12 protein-coding genes and 6 pseudogenes are annotated in these 17,111 nt (G+C 48.4%); 8 read left to right on the top strand and 10 right to left on the bottom strand.

All coding sequences use genetic code 11. The features are described from left to right. On the bottom strand, positions 1 to 455 hold a 455-nt coding region (rnhA, locus tag TZ48_RS03785), incomplete at its 3' end, for a ribonuclease HI (RefSeq protein ID WP_112478308.1). Positions 456 to 512: 57 nt separating this feature from the next. Between rnhA and dnaQ the strand changes: the two genes are divergently transcribed. Further along, positions 513 to 1,256, top strand: a complete 744-nt coding sequence (gene dnaQ / locus TZ48_RS03780; protein WP_112478307.1) for a DNA polymerase III subunit epsilon — start codon at positions 513 to 515, stop codon at positions 1,254 to 1,256. Positions 1,257 to 1,265: 9 nt separating this feature from the next. Beyond that, positions 1,266 to 2,522 (top strand): annotated as a pseudogene (locus TZ48_RS03775) (TIGR03503 family protein). 152 nt (positions 2,523 to 2,674) lie between these two features. On the opposite strand, the pseudogene fadE reads toward TZ48_RS03775, so the two are convergent. After that, a pseudogene (fadE, locus tag TZ48_RS03770) lies at positions 2,675 to 5,117 on the bottom strand (acyl-CoA dehydrogenase FadE). Between the two features lie 334 nt (positions 5,118 to 5,451). Between fadE and lpcA the strand changes: the two are divergent. Both lpcA and TZ48_RS03760 read left to right on the top strand, forming a co-directional pair. Further along, on the top strand, positions 5,452 to 6,027 hold the full coding sequence (gene lpcA / locus TZ48_RS03765) for a D-sedoheptulose 7-phosphate isomerase (RefSeq protein WP_112478306.1): 576 nt from the start codon (positions 5,452 to 5,454) through the stop codon (positions 6,025 to 6,027). A 49-nt stretch (positions 6,028 to 6,076) separates the two neighbouring features. Further along, positions 6,077 to 6,919, top strand: a complete 843-nt coding sequence (locus tag TZ48_RS03760) for a class II glutamine amidotransferase (RefSeq protein WP_112478305.1) — start codon at positions 6,077 to 6,079, stop codon at positions 6,917 to 6,919. Positions 6,920 to 7,012: 93 nt separating this feature from the next. On the opposite strand, the gene purN is transcribed toward TZ48_RS03760, so the two are convergent. Beyond that, positions 7,013 to 7,651: a phosphoribosylglycinamide formyltransferase gene (gene purN / locus TZ48_RS03755; RefSeq protein WP_112478304.1), complete on the bottom strand. Its 639-nt coding sequence runs from the start codon at positions 7,649 to 7,651 to the stop codon at positions 7,013 to 7,015. Between the two features lie 4 nt (positions 7,652 to 7,655). After that, the gene (gene purM, locus TZ48_RS03750; RefSeq protein ID WP_112478303.1) at positions 7,656 to 8,696 is read right to left on the bottom strand and encodes a phosphoribosylformylglycinamidine cyclo-ligase; all 1,041 of its coding nucleotides are present in this window, start codon (positions 8,694 to 8,696) and stop codon (positions 7,656 to 7,658) included. Positions 8,697 to 8,939: 243 nt separating this feature from the next. Between purM and upp the strand changes: the two genes are divergently transcribed. After that, positions 8,940 to 9,566 carry a uracil phosphoribosyltransferase gene (gene upp, locus TZ48_RS03745; protein WP_112478302.1) on the top strand — a complete coding sequence of 209 codons (627 nt, stop codon included), beginning with the start codon at positions 8,940 to 8,942 and terminating at the stop codon, positions 9,564 to 9,566. Between the two features lie 76 nt (positions 9,567 to 9,642). Here upp and TZ48_RS03740 read toward each other — a convergent pair. Next, positions 9,643 to 10,855: pseudogene (locus TZ48_RS03740) on the bottom strand (uracil-xanthine permease family protein). A 286-nt stretch (positions 10,856 to 11,141) separates the two neighbouring features. Between TZ48_RS03740 and TZ48_RS03735 the strand changes: the two are divergent. After that, positions 11,142 to 12,341, top strand: coding sequence for a DUF2066 domain-containing protein (locus tag TZ48_RS03735; RefSeq protein WP_162674478.1), 1,200 nt, complete (start codon positions 11,142 to 11,144; stop codon positions 12,339 to 12,341). A 120-nt stretch (positions 12,342 to 12,461) separates the two neighbouring features. On the opposite strand, the pseudogene TZ48_RS03730 reads toward TZ48_RS03735, so the two are convergent. The 4 genes and pseudogenes from TZ48_RS03730 to bepA form a co-directional block, all read right to left on the bottom strand. Further along, a pseudogene (locus TZ48_RS03730) lies at positions 12,462 to 12,886 on the bottom strand (DUF2069 domain-containing protein). 33 nt (positions 12,887 to 12,919) lie between these two features. After that, positions 12,920 to 13,494, bottom strand: a pseudogene (gene wrbA / locus TZ48_RS03725) (NAD(P)H:quinone oxidoreductase). Then, positions 13,494 to 13,844, bottom strand: a complete 351-nt coding sequence (gene arsC, locus TZ48_RS03720; RefSeq protein WP_112459673.1) for an arsenate reductase (glutaredoxin) — start codon at positions 13,842 to 13,844, stop codon at positions 13,494 to 13,496. Before arsC ends, wrbA begins: the two are co-directional and overlap by 1 nt. Positions 13,845 to 13,863: 19 nt before the next feature. After that, positions 13,864 to 15,315, bottom strand: a complete 1,452-nt coding sequence (gene bepA / locus TZ48_RS03715) for a beta-barrel assembly-enhancing protease (RefSeq protein ID WP_112478300.1) — start codon at positions 15,313 to 15,315, stop codon at positions 13,864 to 13,866. Positions 15,316 to 15,580: 265 nt separating this feature from the next. Here bepA and TZ48_RS03710 point away from each other — a divergent pair, with 265 nt between their 5' ends. Both TZ48_RS03710 and TZ48_RS03705 read left to right on the top strand, forming a co-directional pair. Beyond that, the gene (locus TZ48_RS03710; RefSeq protein WP_112478299.1) at positions 15,581 to 15,838 is read left to right on the top strand and encodes a sulfurtransferase TusA family protein; all 258 of its coding nucleotides are present in this window, start codon (positions 15,581 to 15,583) and stop codon (positions 15,836 to 15,838) included. Next, positions 15,832 to 16,902: an AI-2E family transporter gene (locus tag TZ48_RS03705; RefSeq protein ID WP_112478298.1), complete on the top strand. Its 1,071-nt coding sequence runs from the start codon at positions 15,832 to 15,834 to the stop codon at positions 16,900 to 16,902. The genes TZ48_RS03710 and TZ48_RS03705 overlap by 7 nt, the downstream gene beginning before the upstream one ends. 71 nt (positions 16,903 to 16,973) lie before the next feature. Here TZ48_RS03705 and TZ48_RS03700 read toward each other — a convergent pair. Then, positions 16,974 to 17,111, bottom strand: a pseudogene (locus TZ48_RS03700) (thioredoxin-dependent thiol peroxidase); the annotation flags it as partial.

The following is a 17,111-nucleotide window of genomic DNA, read 5'->3' as shown; positions in this document are numbered from 1 at the left end:
TGATAACCGGTATCTTCTTCCGTTGGGTTTTCCGCCGCCGCTCTGGCAAGTTCATCACACATCTCATTTTCGCGATGGCCTGCGTGACCTTTTACCCAGCGCCAATCAATCGTGTGACGAGCCGTTTCGGCATCGAGCGCTTTCCATAGATCCGCGTTTTTCACAGGCTTCTTGTCTGCGGTTTTCCAGCCTCGTTTTTTCCAATTATGGATCCATTGCGTAATGCCTTGACGCACGTACTGGCTATCGGTGGTAAGGATCACGTCGCACGGCTCTTTAAGCGCTTGCAATGCGACGATGGTGGCCAGCATTTCCATGCGGTTATTGGTGGTGAGGGTGTAGCCTTTGGCTAGGGTCTTTTCATTCTGCTTGTAACGCAGCACAATGCCGTAACCGCCAGGACCCGGGTTGCCTAAACAAGAGCCGTCTGTGAAAATTTCAACCTGCTTCGTCATGATTTGATACTATAGAGTCTTGAACGTTTATCTACATAGTCTGACATACAAAACGCCATGAATACCAGTCACAATCCAGAACAGCGCCGAATCGTGGTACTCGATACCGAAACCACGGGTATGAATCGTGAGGGTGGTCCTCACTATATGGGACATCGCATCATTGAAATTGGTGCTGTTGAGATCATCAACCGCAAGCTGACTGGCCGTCATTTTCACGTTTATCTTAAGCCTGACATGCCAATTCAGCCTGACGCGATCGACGTTCACGGTATTACGGATGAGTTCCTACTCGACAAACCGGTTTACAAGCAAGTGCATGAAGAGTTCTTAGACTTCATCAAGGGCGCTGAGCTTGTGGCGCACAACGCGCCCTTCGACGTGGGCTTTATGGATCATGAGTTTGGTATGCTGGATGCCTCGATTGGTACCACAGACCAATATTGTAAGGTTACCGATACCCTTGCCATGGCGAAGCGCATGGCCAACATGCCGGCAAGGAAAAACCTCGACTCACTAGCCAAACACTACACCATCGATACCTCGGCGCGTATTCTCCACGGCGCATTGCTCGATGCGGAGATCTTGGCTGACGTTTATCTGGCGATGACCGGTGGTCAAACGTCAATGCAGTTTAATGCGGGTCAGTCAGAGGGTGATGCGGGTGGCGAATCCATTAAGCGCCTCACATCTTCAAGAAAATCATTAAAGGTTTTGATGGCCTCTGCCGATGAATTGGATGCGCACAGTGCGCGTTTAGATATCGTTGAAAAAGGCGGCAGTTGTCTCTGGCGTCAGTAGGAGAGAGTCATGCAGAGGATAATGCTAGCGATAGCCATGTGGTTGTTGCTGACAGTGGGTGCGGTCGCGAGTGAATCCTCAATGCCTTTTCTCGACAACCGTTTCCGGGTCGATGAAACCGTCGAGAGGATTACCTTCTTAGTCTATCGCCAAGAGCGCTCTAAGCCAGTCACACTCGTTAGACCCGATGGTAAAAAATACTATGCTTGGCGTCACCCGTCTCACGTCCGCTGGATAGAAGAGCCGACAGTGGATGTGATTACCATTGAGCGTCCTATGCCGGGGCCTTGGCAGGCGATCGGCAAAGTGAGCCCGAAAAACAATATTCAAATCATTTCTCAGCTAAGCCTCAAAGCAGAAACGCTCCCCCAGCGGATCTATCAAGGCGAAAAGCTTAAGTTTACCGCTTGGTTGATGAGTAACGATGAGCCGCTGATTGTCGAAAACATTCTTGATAGGGTTAACCTTCGAGTGGTAATGACCCGTTACCTAGAAGAGCAGACCCAGAAAAATAGCCAGCAGAGTGAAAAGATAGCGCCGGTGCCTATTGTCATCGGTGAGTTCTTTGATAATGGTGAAGGCTTGGATGAGCGCTCCGGTGACGGTGTGTTTACGGTAGAGTTGCCTATCTCGGTCGAGCCAGGAAAGTACAATGTTCGAATTACCACGGGCAACGGTGTGTTCTTACGCGCGCTTGAGCAAGAAGTGTTTATCTATCCAACACCGTTTGTTACCCGCTTCATTCAGGGCGAAGGCGAAACTCCGCATCAGGTGGTGGTTCGCGGTGAACCTGCGACGTTGGAGACGGGGTCTCTTGCCGCGTCGATTGAACTACAACAGCCAGATGACAGCCAAAGCGTCGCTCAGAGTCAAGCAGATAACGATGATAATGACATGGTTGTGTCGTTTCACGATAGCGAACAAATCGGTACTTATAGTTGGTCTGGTCACGTCTTTGCCAATGAATCGGCTTCCGGACGCCCTTTGGTGTTTGAGTTGCCAAACCGTACCTTTAGCGTAGTCGGTACTATTGATTTAGCGAAAGCGGAGCAAATGCAGCAGGCGGCTCGTGAGGCAAGGAAAAAAGCGGAGCTAGAAGCGCAGATATTGGCCCATCGCCAAACAAGTGCGGAAAAACGCCATCATCGCGATCGCGGTGGGCAATGCGGTGTTAATTGTGGCGGGTGGTTTGATTTGGTGGTTCGTCAGACGCCGCAGAGCCATCAAGCTTCGCTGCCAGAAATGCAGTTGAAAATACCGGGTTGATTTTAGCCATTAGCAAAATGGCGGCAGACCAAAAAGCAAGACACTAAAAGCTACGCAAGAAAGTGCTAACTAAAAAAGCCAGCAGGTTTTCCTTGCTGGCTTTGTTTTATGTGTCTAAGCGTACGTAATTCAGAACTTATGTTATTCAGAGCTTACGCGACTTCCTCCATCGCTGGGTAAACGGGCTTTGCTGCTAGCTCCTCCGGTGAGAAGTCATCAACATTGATGGTGTATAGACGATGTGCTTCTGCTGTGGTCAGCAGTTGTGCCTCTTCTTGAGTAATAATGCCTTTTTCTAAACCAATCACCGCTACTTTATCCAGTTGGGTAAATGGACGACGCTGCTCGATGGCTTTGCACACCTTAGTAAACACAGGCTCGGCGCGCAGTATGATGTCTAGCGCTTGCTCAATGCGACCAACAGCATTGTACTCAGTGGGTTCGAAGTACTGACCATAACCTAAACGGGTACGTGCTGCACTCGGAGTTTGCAGAATACGTGCGACCTGGCTATCCAGCTTATCAGACGGCGCTTTACGTACCGTGCCAAACGGTAAAACAATCACGCGCAATAGACGACCGATGGCTTTGTTCGGGAAGTTCGCTAGGAAATCATCTAGAGCTTGTTCAGTTTGCAGCAAGCTATCTTGCATGCCCCAGTGAAGCATAGGTAAATCTTCGCTGTTGCGCCCTTCAACGTCATAGCGCTTAAGCGTTGCACTGCTGAGGTAAAGCTGACTCAAAATATCACCGAGTCGAGCAGATAAGCGCTCTTTACGTTTTAGTGAGCCACCAAGCACTGCCATGGAGACATCTGATAGCAGGGCTAAGTTGGCGCTATAACGGTTGAGCTGTTGATAGTATCGAGTTGTGACGTCTTTGTGTGGTGCAGAAGAACCACGACCATCGGTGAGACCTAGCCAGAAACTGCGCACTAGGTTACTCACTGTAAAGGCAACGTGACCGGCTAATGCTTTATCGAATTTGTCGACGGCATTTGAAGCGGTTGAGTGAGCGGCTTCCATTTCTTCCAATACGTAAGGATGGCAGCGAATGGCACCTTGACCGTAGATGATCATCGAGCGAGTTAAGATATTGGCGCCTCTACCGTAATGGCAACAGGGGCACCTTGGTAGCCTCGACCAAGGAAGTTTGAAGGGCCAAGACAGATTCCCTTACCACCAACAATGTCCATCGCGTCAATAACGCTACGCTGTCCACGATGAGTACAGTGGTATTTGACGATGGCAGAGATAACCGATGGTTTTTCACCTAGGTCGATGCCTGTCACGGTTAGGCGACTTGCCGCGTCCATCACGTACGCGTTACCACCTAAGCGTGCTAGTGGCTCTTCAATGCCTTCCATGTGACCGATAGGCTGTTTAAACTGGCGACGAATGCGAGCGTAAGCACCTGTTGCGAGCGCCGCTGTCTTGATACCACCCGTTGAGCTAGATGGTAGGGTGATACCGCGTCCAACAGACAAACATTCCACCAACATACGCCAGCCTTGGCCTGCCATCTTCTGACCACCAATAATGAAATCGATCGGCACAAAAAGCTCATTAGCTCGGGTTGGGCCATTCTGGAAAGGCACATTGAGTGGGAAGTGGCGATTTCCGATTTCTACACCTTTAAGGTGAGTTGGGATAAGGGCACAGGTAATGCCAAGATCTTCTTTGTCACCCAACAGACCGTCAGGGTCTCTCAGTTTGAACGCAAGACCCAGCACAGTCGCGACTGGTGCGAGGGTAATATAACGCTTGTTCCAAGTGAGCTTCATACCCAAAACTTCTTTGCCTTCCCATTGACCTTTGCATACGATACCAAAGTCTGGAATCGAGCCCGCGTCAGAGCCGGCCTCTGGGCTGGTCAGGGCAAAGCATGGGATCTCTTTACCAAGGCAAGTCTTGGTAGATAGTAGTCTTTTTGTTCTTCCGTACCATAGTGTTGCAGAAGTTCACCTGGACCTAATGAGTTCGGAACGCCTACCGTTGAGGAGACAACGCTCGACACACCACACAGCTTTTGTAGTACGCAAGATTGTGCGTAAGCAGAAAACTCAAGACCGCCATACTGCTTTTTGATGATCATTGCGAAGAACTTGTTATCCTTGAGGTACTGCCAAATCTCTGGTGGAAGATCCGCGAGTTCGTGAGTGATTTGATAATCGTTGATCATCGCGCACACTTCATTTACCGGGCCATCGAGAAAAGCTTGTTCTTCTTCGGTGAGTTTCGATGGAGTGATGTTTTGCAGCTTTTGCCAATCAGGCTTACCTTTAAACAGTTCCGCTTCCCACCAAACCGTGCCTGCATCCAAAGCTTCTTTCTCGGTTTGCGACATGGCAGGGAGCACTTTTTTGAACACTGCGAGTGCTTTGGCAGAGACGAGCGATTGTCTTATCGATGGGACACACAGCACCACCACAGTGGCGACATAGAGTGCCCATGAGATAGCGCCAAATACACTAAGCAGGGTGCCAAGCACCATCGCAGAGGTGATGAGCAGCAGGGATTTTGCCAGCGACGCTCGTTGATAAAAGCTGATACCAATAGCGCCGAGCAAGGCGATGAGAGAGAGCAAGATGTCCATGATGGTTCCTTTATCTGGGTACTTATTGTTGTTTTGGGTCAGTTTGCGATGGCACTGACTCTTATTTGTACGTGCAAGGTAAGAGGTCGTACCAGTAATAATTGTAATTAAAATATTGCACAGATGTAAAAACTGTCAAGTAATTGCTCTAGTTGAATGCAAAATAAGCGGCTTAGGCAGCACTTTGTCTGCCAAAGGTCAATTTGAACAACAATAATGACGAAATTGGTGCCGTGGTCATGTGCCATCTATCGACAGAGTTGACGATTTATAGGTAAACTCAGATTCAACAGCCATCGTTTTGGTATGGCCAAAAAACAAAGAGAACAACACCATGTACCAAGATTTGATTAGAAACGAGCTCACTGAAGCTGCTGAAGTACTAAATAAATTCTTAAGTGACGACCACAACATTGCTCAGATTGAAGCTGCTGCCAAGATGATTGCTGATTCGTTTAAGCAAGAGGGGAAAGTGCTGTCTTGTGGTAATGGTGGTTCGCACTGCGATGCCATGCACTTTGCAGAAGAGTTAACGGGGCGCTATCGTGAAAACCGCCCGGGTTACGCTGGTATTGCGATTTCTGATCCTAGCCACCTATCTTGCGTGAGCAATGATTTTGGCTACGACTATGTCTTTTCTCGTTACGTAGAAGCAGTAGGCCGCCGTGGTGACGTGCTGTTTGGTCTATCAACGTCTGGTAACTCTGGCAATATTCTTAAGGCGATTGATGCGGCGAAAGCAAAAGGCATGAAAACCATCGCTCTAACAGGTAAAGATGGCGGTAAAATGGCGGGTCTAGCAGATGTTGAAATTCGCGTGCCGCACTTTGGCTACGCTGACCGCATTCAAGAAGTCCATATTAAAATCATCCACATCATCATCCAGTTGGTTGAAAAAGAGATGGAATAGCTGCTTGCTATTGCGATGATAACTAGGAATAAAGAGAGTAGGGAACTCAATGTGTGAATTGCTTGGCATGAGCGCCAATGTGCCAACAGATATTTGTTTTAGCTTTACTGGCCTAATTCAGCGTGGGGGCAACACTGGCCCTCATAAAGACGGCTGGGGGATAACCTTCTATGAAGGGAAAGGGTTTCGCACCTTCAAAGATCCACAGCCAAGCTGTGATTCGAAGATAGCAGAGCTGGTACAAAGCTATCCGATTAAAAGCAGGGCGGTAGTGAGTCACATCCGGCAAGCTAACCGTGGCCAAGTGAATTTGGAAAATACTCATCCATTTACTCGAGAGTTGTGGGGGCGCTATTGGACCTTTGCTCACAACGGTCAGTTAACGGATTACCAGAAACTCAATACGGGGCGTTTTCGACCTGTGGGTGAAACGGACAGCGAGCTCTCGTTTTGTTGGTTGCTTCAAAAGCTAGAACAGCGATTTCCAGAGCCACCGCAAGGCATGGAGGCGATGTTCGCCTACGTGGCAGAATGCTGCGACGAGCTGAGAGAGCTTGGGGTCTACAACATGTTGCTGAGTGATGGTGAGTACGTCATGACTTACTGCACCAATCACCTTTATTGGATTACGCGAAAAGCACCGTTTGGTAAAGCGACGTTGCTTGATGAAGATGTCACGATTAACTTCCAAGAAGAGACGACGCCGAATGATGTCGTTTCGGTCGTGGCGACTCAGCCGTTAACAGGTAATGAAACGTGGCACCGAATGAAGCCAGGGGAATATAACCTGTTCCACTTTGGTGAGCGTGTTGGCAGCAATGTGGATGCGCTTGCAGACGTCGCATTTGCAGAGGCTAAGCCTAAAAGCCAAGCGCCTACAGAGCCATTGTAGTTCGTACAGCTAAAATGCAATTAGAAATGAAAAAGCGAGTGATGAATATCACTCGCTTTTTTGATGGGTTTATACAACCGGATCGCGGTTTAGCTACTTGTCGGCATAGCCTTGTGGCCCAAGAGCGACCCCGTCTAATAGAGCTCTACTTCCATCCATGACCAAGCGCTCTTCGACAAACCATTTTACAACCAATGGATAGATCTTGTGCTCTTGGCTTTGAACTCGTTGTTCTAGTGTTTCAACCGTATCGTCATCGAACACAGGAACTTTTGCCTGCAGAACAATCGGCCCACCATCCAGTTTTTCTGTAACGAAGTGGATACTGGTGCCGTGGTGTTCATCGCAGTTCTCGATAGCACGTTGATGTGTATTCAAACCTGGATATTTAGGTAGCAGCGAAGGGTGAATGTTAATCATTCGACCCATATAGTGACGAACAAACTCACCACTAAGAATACGCATGTAACCCGCTAATACTAATAGGTCAGGTTTGTGCACGTCGATTCTGCGCATCAATTCAGCATCAAATGCTTCTCGTGTTTCGCTTAGCTTAGGGTCGAGAAATTCCGCCTCGGCGCCAGCGTTACGCGCACGTTCCAGTGCAAATGCCGACTCTTTGTTAGAAAAAACAGCACGCACTTTTGCATTCGAGATAGTCGACTCACAGGCATCAATAATTGCCTGCAAGTTGGTTCCATTACCTGAAACTAAAACAACGATATTCTTCATGAAATTAATTGATCTCTACTTGCTCTTCACCAGCTTCTGCAGTCGCGATCTCACCAATTACCCATGCGTTCTCGCCTTCTGCTTTTAGAAGTTCAACCGCTGCCTCTGCTTGTGCTTTAGGAAGCGCAACAACGAGGCCTACACCACAGTTGAAAGTGCGGTACATTTCGAACGTATCAACGTTGCCTTTTTCTTGCAGCCAATTGAAGATAGCAGGCCATTCCCAGCTGTTACCGTCGATAACGGCTTTAGTGCCTTCTGGCAATACGCGTGGGATGTTTTCCCAGAAACCGCCGCCAGTAATGTGAGAAATTGCATGGATATCGTGTTCAGCAATCATCTTAAGAGCTGATTTGATATAAATTTTAGTTGGCTCTAGCAGGTGCTCACCGATAGTGCGCTCACCCAGTTTCTCGTTTTTATCTGCGCCAGATACTTCTAGGATCTTACGGATAAGCGAGTAGCCATTTGAGTGTGGGCCGCTTGAACCTACAGCAATAAGTGCATCACCAGCCGCGACTTTTGTGCCGTCGATGACGTCTTCTTTTTCAACGACACCGACACAGAAACCGGCAACGTCGTAGTCTTCACCTTCGTACATGCCTGGCATTTCTGCAGTTTCACCGCCAATGAGTGAACAGCCAGCTTGGATACAACCTTCAGCAATACCGGATACCACGTCTGCTGCAGTATCAACGTCAAGCTTGCCCGTTGCATAGTAGTCTAGGAAGAATAGTGGCTCAGCACCTTGAACGATTAGGTCGTTCACACACATAGCAACCAAATCGATACCGATGGTGTCGTGCTTGTTCATGTCTAGGGCTAGGCGTAGTTTAGTACCTACACCGTCAGTACCAGATACCAATACTGGGTGTTTGTATTTTGTTGGCAACTCACATAAAGCACCAAATCCACCGATGCCTCCCATTACTTCAGGGCGACGAGTGCGCTTAACCGCGCCTTTAATACGGTCAACTAATGCGTTACCAGCATCAATATCTACACCAGCGTCTTTATAGCTTAGGGAAGTGTTGTTTCCGCTCACGGGACAGTCCTCGATAAATAAATGGATGTGAAAGCGGCGCTATTCTAACAGGGGTTTATCCAAAAAGGAAAACGTTTGCGTAAGAAAATACAAACTATTTTCTCGAAGCATCATTCTGTGGATTTACAGTCTGTTGTGACATTTTATTGCGTACAAATACCATTTTGACCACATTGCTAACTGAAATAGTCAAAGAAACCATGTATAATTTGCAGGTTTTGTAAAATTTTGCCGGAGTTGGACATGAAAGTTGTTGAAGTTAAACACCCCCTAGTAAAACACAAGCTTGGTTTGATGCGTGAAGGGGACATCAGCACCAAGCGTTTCCGCGAGCTTGCGACGGAAGTGGGTAGCTTGTTAACGTACGAAGCGACAGCAGACTTTGAAACTGAGAAAGTGACAATTGAAGGTTGGAACGGCCCAGTTGAAGTTGACCAAATCAAAGGTAAGAAAGTGACCGTAGTGCCGATCCTACGTGCAGGTCTTGGTATGATGGACGGCGTTCTTGAGCACATGCCTAGCGCACGTATTAGTGTGGTGGGCATCTACCGTGATGAAGAAACGCTTGAGCCAGTGCCATACTTCAACAAGCTAGCGTCAAACATTGACGAGCGTATCGCACTTGTTGTTGACCCAATGCTAGCGACAGGTGGCTCGATGATCGCGACCATCGATCTACTAAAAGAGAAAGGCTGTAAGCACATTAAAGTTTTAGTATTGGTTTCGGCACCTGAAGGTATCGAAGCACTAGAAAAAGCGCACCCAGATGTTGAGCTATACACAGCCGCAATCGATGAGTGTCTAAACGACAAAGGCTACATCGTACCTGGTCTAGGTGATGCTGGTGATAAGATCTTCGGTACTCTATAAGTTCCGATTACCCAGTAGTAAAAAAGACATAGTAAAAAGGCTGACCATTGGTCAGCCTTTTTTGTGTCAGTAGGAATTAGTCTTCCATCTGAGCGTTATCGACAACTTTATTCTCACCGAGATCGTGAGGCAGAGTTTGGTTGAGGATAATCGCGACGATACCACATAGACTCACGCCTTGAAGGCTGAAGTCACCAATACCAAAGGCCATACCACCAATACCAAATACTAGTGTAATCGCAACGATAACTAGGTTGCGTGACTTATGAAGATCCACATTGTTTTTAATCAGTGTATTCAGACCAACGGTCGCGATAGAGCCGAATAGCAAAATCATGATGCCGCCCATCACTGGTACAGGAATCGTCTGTAAAATCGCACCAAGCTTACCAACCAGTGCAAGCACGATAGCGGTGACAGCAGCCCAGGTCATGATGACAGGGTTAAATGCTTTGGTCAGCATGACTGCCCCTGTTACTTCACTGTAAGTTGTATTTGGCGGCGCACCGACCATAGATGCGGCAATTGTTGCCACACCGTCACCTGCAATCGTGCGGTGAAGGCTGGTTTCTTCAGGTAGTCTTTACCGGTTACGTTTGAAATAGCCAGCATATCGCCTACGTGCTCAACCGCTGGAGCGATGGCAACCGGTAGCATGAACAAAATCGCGTTGATGTTAAACTCTGGCGCAGTGAAGTTAGGTAGCGATAACCAAGAGGCTTCAACAACAGGCGTGAAATCAACGACACCAAAGAACAGACTAGTCACGTAGCCGGCCAAAATACCACTGACGATAGGCAGAAGCTTAAGGAAGCCTTTCGCGAACACGCTGACACCCACAGTGACAATTAGCGAAATGGCCGAGATCCACAGTGCTGCGTTGCCATCGATAAGCTGAACCGCACCATCACCTGTTTTACCCAGCGCCATGTTTACCGCGACCGGAGCAAGACCCAGCCGATAACCATGATTACAGGGCCAACAACGACCGGTGGTAGCAGTTTATGAATAACTTCCACGCCTTTTACTTTGATAAGTGCACCCATTAGGACGTAGACAACACCTGCAGCCATTAGGCCGCCCATGGTGGCACCGATACCCCAAGTCTGCACACCAAACATGATCGGCGCGATGAAAGCAAACGAAGAGGCTAGGAAGATTGGCACACTGCGGCGTGTTACTAATTGAAACAGTAAGGTGCCGACACCTGCACCAAATAGTGCTACGTTAGGATCGAGGCCAGTTAAAAGGGGTACGAGTACCAAGGAGCCAAATGCGACAAACAGCATTTGCGAGCCTTGTAAGATCGTTTTCATAATGATTTTCCAAGCAAGTCAAAAAGAGTTAAGCAAAACGGATGGGATTCTAGCATCTTGTAATCGTTTACTTAATGATCTAGTTAAAGAGAACGCTGTTTTTGTAGTCTGAATCTCAATAGCTTGAGTGAGTTACTATTTGATCCATAGATGCGAGCCAGTAAACCTACTTATTGACCAAACCTTGAACTAGTGAGCTTGCTCCAAAACGCATACTTGCTTATCATTTCCGCTTATCTGTTTGTAATTTAGGATGCTTATGCGTTATTTAGCTTGGTTGTTGGCCGCCGCGTGTGCTTTGCCAGCGTATGCGTTGACAAAAGTCGATATCTATTCGACAGAAGTAGTGGTGGATGCCCAGCAGCCGAATGCCGATGAATTGGCACGCCAAAAAGGCATGTTAGAGGTGTTGGTTAAAGCCAGTGGTGATCTCAATGCAGCGTCCAACCCGGTTGTGAAAAAGGCATTAGGTAAGAGCTCTCAATACATCACTCAGCTTGGTTACACTCAAGTCGATGGTGAGCAGGCGATGCGCTTGAGCTTCAATAGCCAGCAAATCAATACGCTACTGACGCAAGCTGATTTGCCGTCGTGGCCTGTTGAGCGTAAGAACGTCATGGTATGGCTGGTGGAAGACAGTGGCTATGACCGCACCATCGTTTGGGAGCATAGTAACTCACAAGCGGCTAGCCAGCTGAAAAAGGAAGCCAATCGCCGCGGATTGCCCATTACTTTCCCTATTGGTGACTTTGACGATATCACAGGGATCCAAACCACAGACCTTTGGGGTGGTTTTGTCGACCCTATTGCAGAGGCAACGGCGCGCTACCCAGTGGATGCCATTGCGGTGATTCGTCTGCAAGGCAATAATTTACGCTACACCTTGTACGATCAAACGCCAGACAAACTAGGTAGAAACACACTATCGCCAGTGACGGGTTCAACATCCGGTGAACTCGCGATTGCCAGTGCTATTGATGAGATCAGCGATTACTATGCCTCTCAAAATGCAGCGACAGCGCTGGGAGAGAGTGCAGGTATGGTGACCGTCTCTTTCTCTCGCATGAGTAGTGCAGATGCCTTTTTCACACTTGAGCGTGCTCTTGGCCGCTTAGCCTCAACGGCTAAAGTCGATGTGGCTGAAGTGAGTGGTGATGTCGTGACAATGCGTGTGTCTCTGCTTGGCTCACTAGATGCATTTGAAGAAGAAGTGCTGAAATTGGGTTTGGTGAAAAAGCTTGAGCAAGCACCCGTCGAGGTTCCAGTGCAAGCGCCTGTGCAAGATAGCGAAGTGCTAGCAACGCAAGAGGTAAGCACACCAGAGCAAGGCATGGCAGTTGAACAGAGTGAGAGCGGCGTAGCGCCAACCGATACCGTGACGGAAGCGCTTGTGACTGACGGCATAACCGAGCTGGGAAAGCCGGCGCAGCCTCAACTTAGCTTTGAATGGCTGTATTAATCGGTAACGATAACTTGCGTTTTCCCATTGAAAAAGGAGGCATGTTGCCTCCTTTGCTGTTTTTGTCGCTTTGCTTTTTACGGCTCAACTTTCCTTAGCACTTGTTTCCTTAGCACTTGGCTACTTTTCAAAGCGCTCGCGTTCTTTCTTTTCTACCGAAGATAATCTAGGTAGCTTCAATCCCATGTCTCGGCCTTTCAGGCGTGCATAGACGGTATTACCCACAAAGGCGAAACTGGTTAGAATCAGCTCAACAAGTGCAAGCAGCGCTCGCCCTCATCAGCGTAAAGCAGTGTCAATGCGTGCAAAAAGTACAGCATCAACACAAAGTTTGCCCAAGCGTGAGTATAGGGTTTTCCCGCTAATATGCCCGGCAGAGGCAGCAACAATGGGATCAACCAAGCTACCGTTAAAGCATAAGGATTGATATGCGGGTGCGGTGACAAATAGCCGTGCCATAAGGCTACCCAAAAGAGCAGGGCAAAGTTGGCACTGAGGGCAAAGGCGCGCATGTTTGCAGTATTGATAAGGGAATTATGGCTCATCGATTGTACCTAGTCCTTGATACAGATTGGTCTTCAGTTAGCACGTTTAAGCGTGCTTGCAGTGGACGCCAGTCGCTGGCCAAGCGCTGTCGCTAACGCGTACTCATCATCGCTCAGTTGCACACTGTCGTTTGCCACATGAGAAGCACCGTATGGGGTGCCACCAGTGGTGGTTGAGTGAAGTTTTGGTTCACTATAAGGAATCCCCATCAGCATCATGCCATGGTGCAGTAACGGTAGCATCATACTCATCGCCGTGCTTTCTTGTCCGCCATGCATCGATGATGACGAAGTGAACACGCAAGCCGGCTTGTCGATGAGACTGCCGCTGAGCCAAAGTGAGGTGGTTTGATCCCAAAAATGCTTCAATGGCGCAGCATATTGCCAAACCAAACTGGGCTTCCCATCGCGAGCCCATCACAGGCTTTTAACTCGGCGAGCGTAGCGACAGCATCGGTTTGTGATTCTCGCTCACCTTCCAGCTCAGGCACGGTTCGCAGCAGTGCCTCGCACCCTTCTACCGACTCAATGCCACGGGCAATGGCTCGAGCCAGCCGTTGGGTACTCCCATGACGGCTGTAGTACAACACCAATATTTGGCAAGACATTATAGGATCTCAAGTACTTGCTCTGGTGGGCGGCCATGTTTGGCTTTGCCGTTGGTCACGACGATAGGGCGCTCGATAAGCTTAGGGTTTTCAAACATCGCTTGGAACAGTTGGTCATCGGTTAAGCTTGGGTCAGCGAGGTTGAGCTGCTTGTAGATGTCTTCTTTGGTACGCATCATTGCACGCACGCTTTCTAGTTCGAGTTGTTCAAAGATCTCTTTAAGCTTTTCAACCGTTGGCGGTGTATCTAGATACTTCACAACTTCTGGTTCAATGCCTTTTTCTTCAAGTAGAGACAGTGTTTGACGGCTTTTTGAGCAGCGTGGGTTATGAAAAATGGTGACTGACATAAGGGTTCCTTTTCTGTTTTTATTGTAGTGCCATGAAACGCTCACGGGCGACCAGCAGTTGGTCGATTCGCGCGTCATAGCGAGCTTGTTTTAAGCTTCCGAGTTCGGCGAGTTGGCTGGCCTGGGAGTAGAGTTGAATCGACTTATCCCACTGAGCGTTTAACGCCATAAGCTCAGCGCGTGCGGCCAAGTCTTCCGCACTGTTACCCAGCTTAATGTTAGCTTCAGAGAGTAAGTGCCAGCCGTTGGTGTCTTTGGGTCTATCGTGGGTAAAGCGCTGCAGTACCTTGATCGCCTCATTCGTTTTGTCACTCTCAAGCAGCGCATTAGCATAGTTGATAGTAATAACCGCATTGTTCGGTTTCACCTTGAGCGCACTTTCCATCAGTTTGACTGATTTTTCAGGCTGCTTTTTCGCGATATATAGATCCGATGCCGCGTCGAGATAGAAGTTGTTGTTCGGATCATGTTTGAGCAATTTATCGAGTATCGCTTCGGCTTTGTCTAGCTGGTTCGTGTCGAGATAGACCAACGCCTTACCATACTCAAACGAGTTCTGAATTTTCGGTGGCGCTTTTCTGGCGGTGCGCTTAAACCAGTCCATTGCTGCATCGGATTTGATGCCAGCATGGCGAGCAACAATGCGTGCTCTGGCCAAATGATAACCGATGGATGGTTGCACACGCAGCGGTGGATAGGCCTGAGCACGTTCACGGGTATCGGTAATACGATCTTCTGGTAATGGGTGAGTCAGCAGCATAGGTGGTGGCTTACTGGCGTATCGGTATTCATCGGCAAGACGGCCGAAAAAACGTGGCATGTCATTGACATCGAACTCTGCGCGAGCCAAGGTGGCAATACCAAAACGGTCTGCTTCTTTTTCATTACTACGGGTGTAGTTGATCGAAGCCTGCATCGAGCCCGCAGTTGTTGCCGTGAGTGCTGCCATGCCTGCTTGAGGGGCAGCGATAGCGAGCAGCAGTGAACCGACCAGCGCGGCAACGGTTGCTGGAGAGCGGCGTGCCTCGTCCTCCATTCGGCGTGCGAGGTGACGCTGTGTCACGTGGGCAATTTCGTGCGCCATAACAGAGGCAAGCTCACTTTCTGAGTGTGCATGCAGAAACAGTCCTGAGTGAAGCGCGACATATCCGCCAAAGAAGGCAAATGCGTTGATGTTGCGATCGCGGATCATAAAGAAAGTAAACGGCGTTTTCACATCGTTAGCGCTGGAGACGAGTCGATGTCCTACCGAGTCGATGTATTCGTTGAGCACAGGGTCGTTAATGATAGGTGAACTGGCACGAATCATACGCATGTAGGCATCGCCATAGATAAGCTCTTGATCTATGGTTAGGGTTGCACCCGCAGCCGTGCCGATATCGGGCAGATCCACCTCGGCGTGCGACACTTGGGGAGTAGATAATGTGGCTGCAATACATAAGCAAAGCAACGAACGGGTACGTTTCAACATGCTAGTGAGGTCACTCCTTTATAGTTGGTAAGTAAGACCACAAAACTGACGTTGGGTTTCCTACCATATCCTCTAGGGCAACATTTTTGCATACGGATAGGCGTTAGAAAAGGACTTATCCGTGACAAAGATAGACTTTAGTTATTGTTTGTTGGTGATACATTGTTGAGGTAATTGGCGTTCTGTAACACATACGGGTTGGGGATGCTTTAAAAAGTCTTTACAATAGACCCATAGAAGGTAAACCACATGCTGCGTGTGCAAGATGATGAGTGAAAACAAGCTGATGACGCACATTGAACTCAATTTAGAGCAAGAGCGTTGTCCTATGTCGCTGCTTTTGGTCAAGCGAGCCTATAAGGCGCTGGATTCTAACCAGACACTGAAAGTTAGACTCATTGATAGTCAATCCGTTCGTGATTGCAGCAGCTACCTGCTCAAGCATAAAGCTGACGTGCAGTGCCAACAGCAAGGTGAGGTTACCGTAATGACGATAGTTAATAAGAAGGATAGCGAATGCTAGACATGGTCCGTCGTTGGTATAAACGACGTTTTTCAGATCCAGATGCGGTCAGTCTGGTGGTTATTTTGCTATTTGGTTTTATCACCATTTACTTCTTTGGCAATTTGATTGCACCATTGCTGGTGGCGATCGTGCTGGCTTACTTACTCGAATGGCCGGTTAGTCAGCTAAGAAAGCTTGGGTTACCGCGCACATTCGCTGTGATAACCGTAATTCTAGTGTTTATCGGCTTGATGCTGATGGCTATCTTTGGTTTGGTTCCGACCATATGGAACCAAATCGGCAACCTTCTCAACGATATCCCTAACATGTACAGCGGATTGCAGCAGTTTGTGGCGTCGATCCCAGAGCGCTATCCAGACCTTGCTGAAGTGCATATTGTCGAGACCATTATCAGTAACGTCAAAGATAAAGTATTGCTGCTCGGTGAGAACGTAGTGAAAGGGTCATTGGCGTCTTTAGTGAGTTTAGCGGCGCTTGCTGTCTATTTGATTCTAGTTCCGCTATTGGTGTTCTTCTTGCTGAAGGATAAAGACGAAATGGTGGATATGGCGAGCGGCGTGCTGCCAAGAAATCGCCGCTTGGCGAATAAAGTGTGGATTGAGATGAACCAGCAGATCTCCAACTATATTCGCGGTAAAGTGCTGGAAATCCTCATTGTCGGAACAGTCAGTTACATCACCTTTGCGATTCTAGATTTGCGCTATGCGGTACTGCTTGCAGTGCTTGTCGGCTTCTCTGTGCTGATCCCATATATTGGTGCAGCCGCTGTCACGGTGCCAGTGGCAATCGTGGGCTTGTTCCAATGGGGCCTAACACCACAATTTTACTGGCTGCTGGTGGCTTATGGCATTATTCAAGCGCTAGACGGGAATGTATTGGTACCGATCTTGTTCTCAGAGGCAGTGAACCTGCATCCAGTGGCGATCATCGTTGCTGTATTGGTGTTTGGAGGCCTGTGGGGCTTTTGGGGTGTGTTCTTTGCAATACCGCTGGCAACGCTGGTAAAAGCGGTATGGAATGCACTGCCAAGTCATGATGAACCCATACAACCCGCTACATAGAAGCAAATAGTAGTCATAGTAAAAAGCCGCTCAAAAGAGCGGCTTTTCTATAACTAAGCGTTACTGAAGGCTTAGCCGTTCAAGTAATCCAATACCACTTCGTGGTGAGTCTTGGTTTTGAACTTGTTGAACACGTGCTCAATCACACCTTCTTCGTTGATCAAAAAGCTGATGCGGTGCAGACCGTCGTAGACTTTGCCCATAAATCA

Origin of the sequence: Vibrio variabilis (assembly GCF_003263785.1) — a bacterium.
Lineage (GTDB): Bacteria > Pseudomonadota > Gammaproteobacteria > Enterobacterales > Vibrionaceae > Vibrio > Vibrio variabilis.
Note: the sequence above shows the minus strand (reverse complement) of the source record. Positions and strands in the feature narration are given on the sequence as shown.

Excerpts from the sequence above, each read along its gene's own strand:
- dnaQ (WP_112478307.1), top strand. The coding sequence starts at position 513 with ATGAATACCAGTCACAATCCAGAACAGCGCCGAATCGTGGTACTCGAT.
- lpcA (WP_112478306.1), top strand. The coding sequence starts at position 5,452 with ATGTACCAAGATTTGATTAGAAACGAGCTCACTGAAGCTGCTGAAGTA.
- TZ48_RS03760 (WP_112478305.1), top strand. The coding sequence starts at position 6,077 with ATGTGTGAATTGCTTGGCATGAGCGCCAATGTGCCAACAGATATTTGT.
- purN (WP_112478304.1), bottom strand. The coding sequence starts at position 7,651 with ATGAAGAATATCGTTGTTTTAGTTTCAGGTAATGGAACCAACTTGCAG.
- upp (WP_112478302.1), top strand. The coding sequence starts at position 8,940 with ATGAAAGTTGTTGAAGTTAAACACCCCCTAGTAAAACACAAGCTTGGT.
- TZ48_RS03735 (WP_162674478.1), top strand. The coding sequence starts at position 11,142 with ATGCGTTATTTAGCTTGGTTGTTGGCCGCCGCGTGTGCTTTGCCAGCG.
- arsC (WP_112459673.1), bottom strand. The coding sequence starts at position 13,844 with ATGTCAGTCACCATTTTTCATAACCCACGCTGCTCAAAAAGCCGTCAA.
- bepA (WP_112478300.1), bottom strand. The coding sequence starts at position 15,315 with ATGTTGAAACGTACCCGTTCGTTGCTTTGCTTATGTATTGCAGCCACA.
- TZ48_RS03710 (WP_112478299.1), top strand. The coding sequence starts at position 15,581 with ATGATGAGTGAAAACAAGCTGATGACGCACATTGAACTCAATTTAGAG.
- TZ48_RS03705 (WP_112478298.1), top strand. The coding sequence starts at position 15,832 with ATGCTAGACATGGTCCGTCGTTGGTATAAACGACGTTTTTCAGATCCA.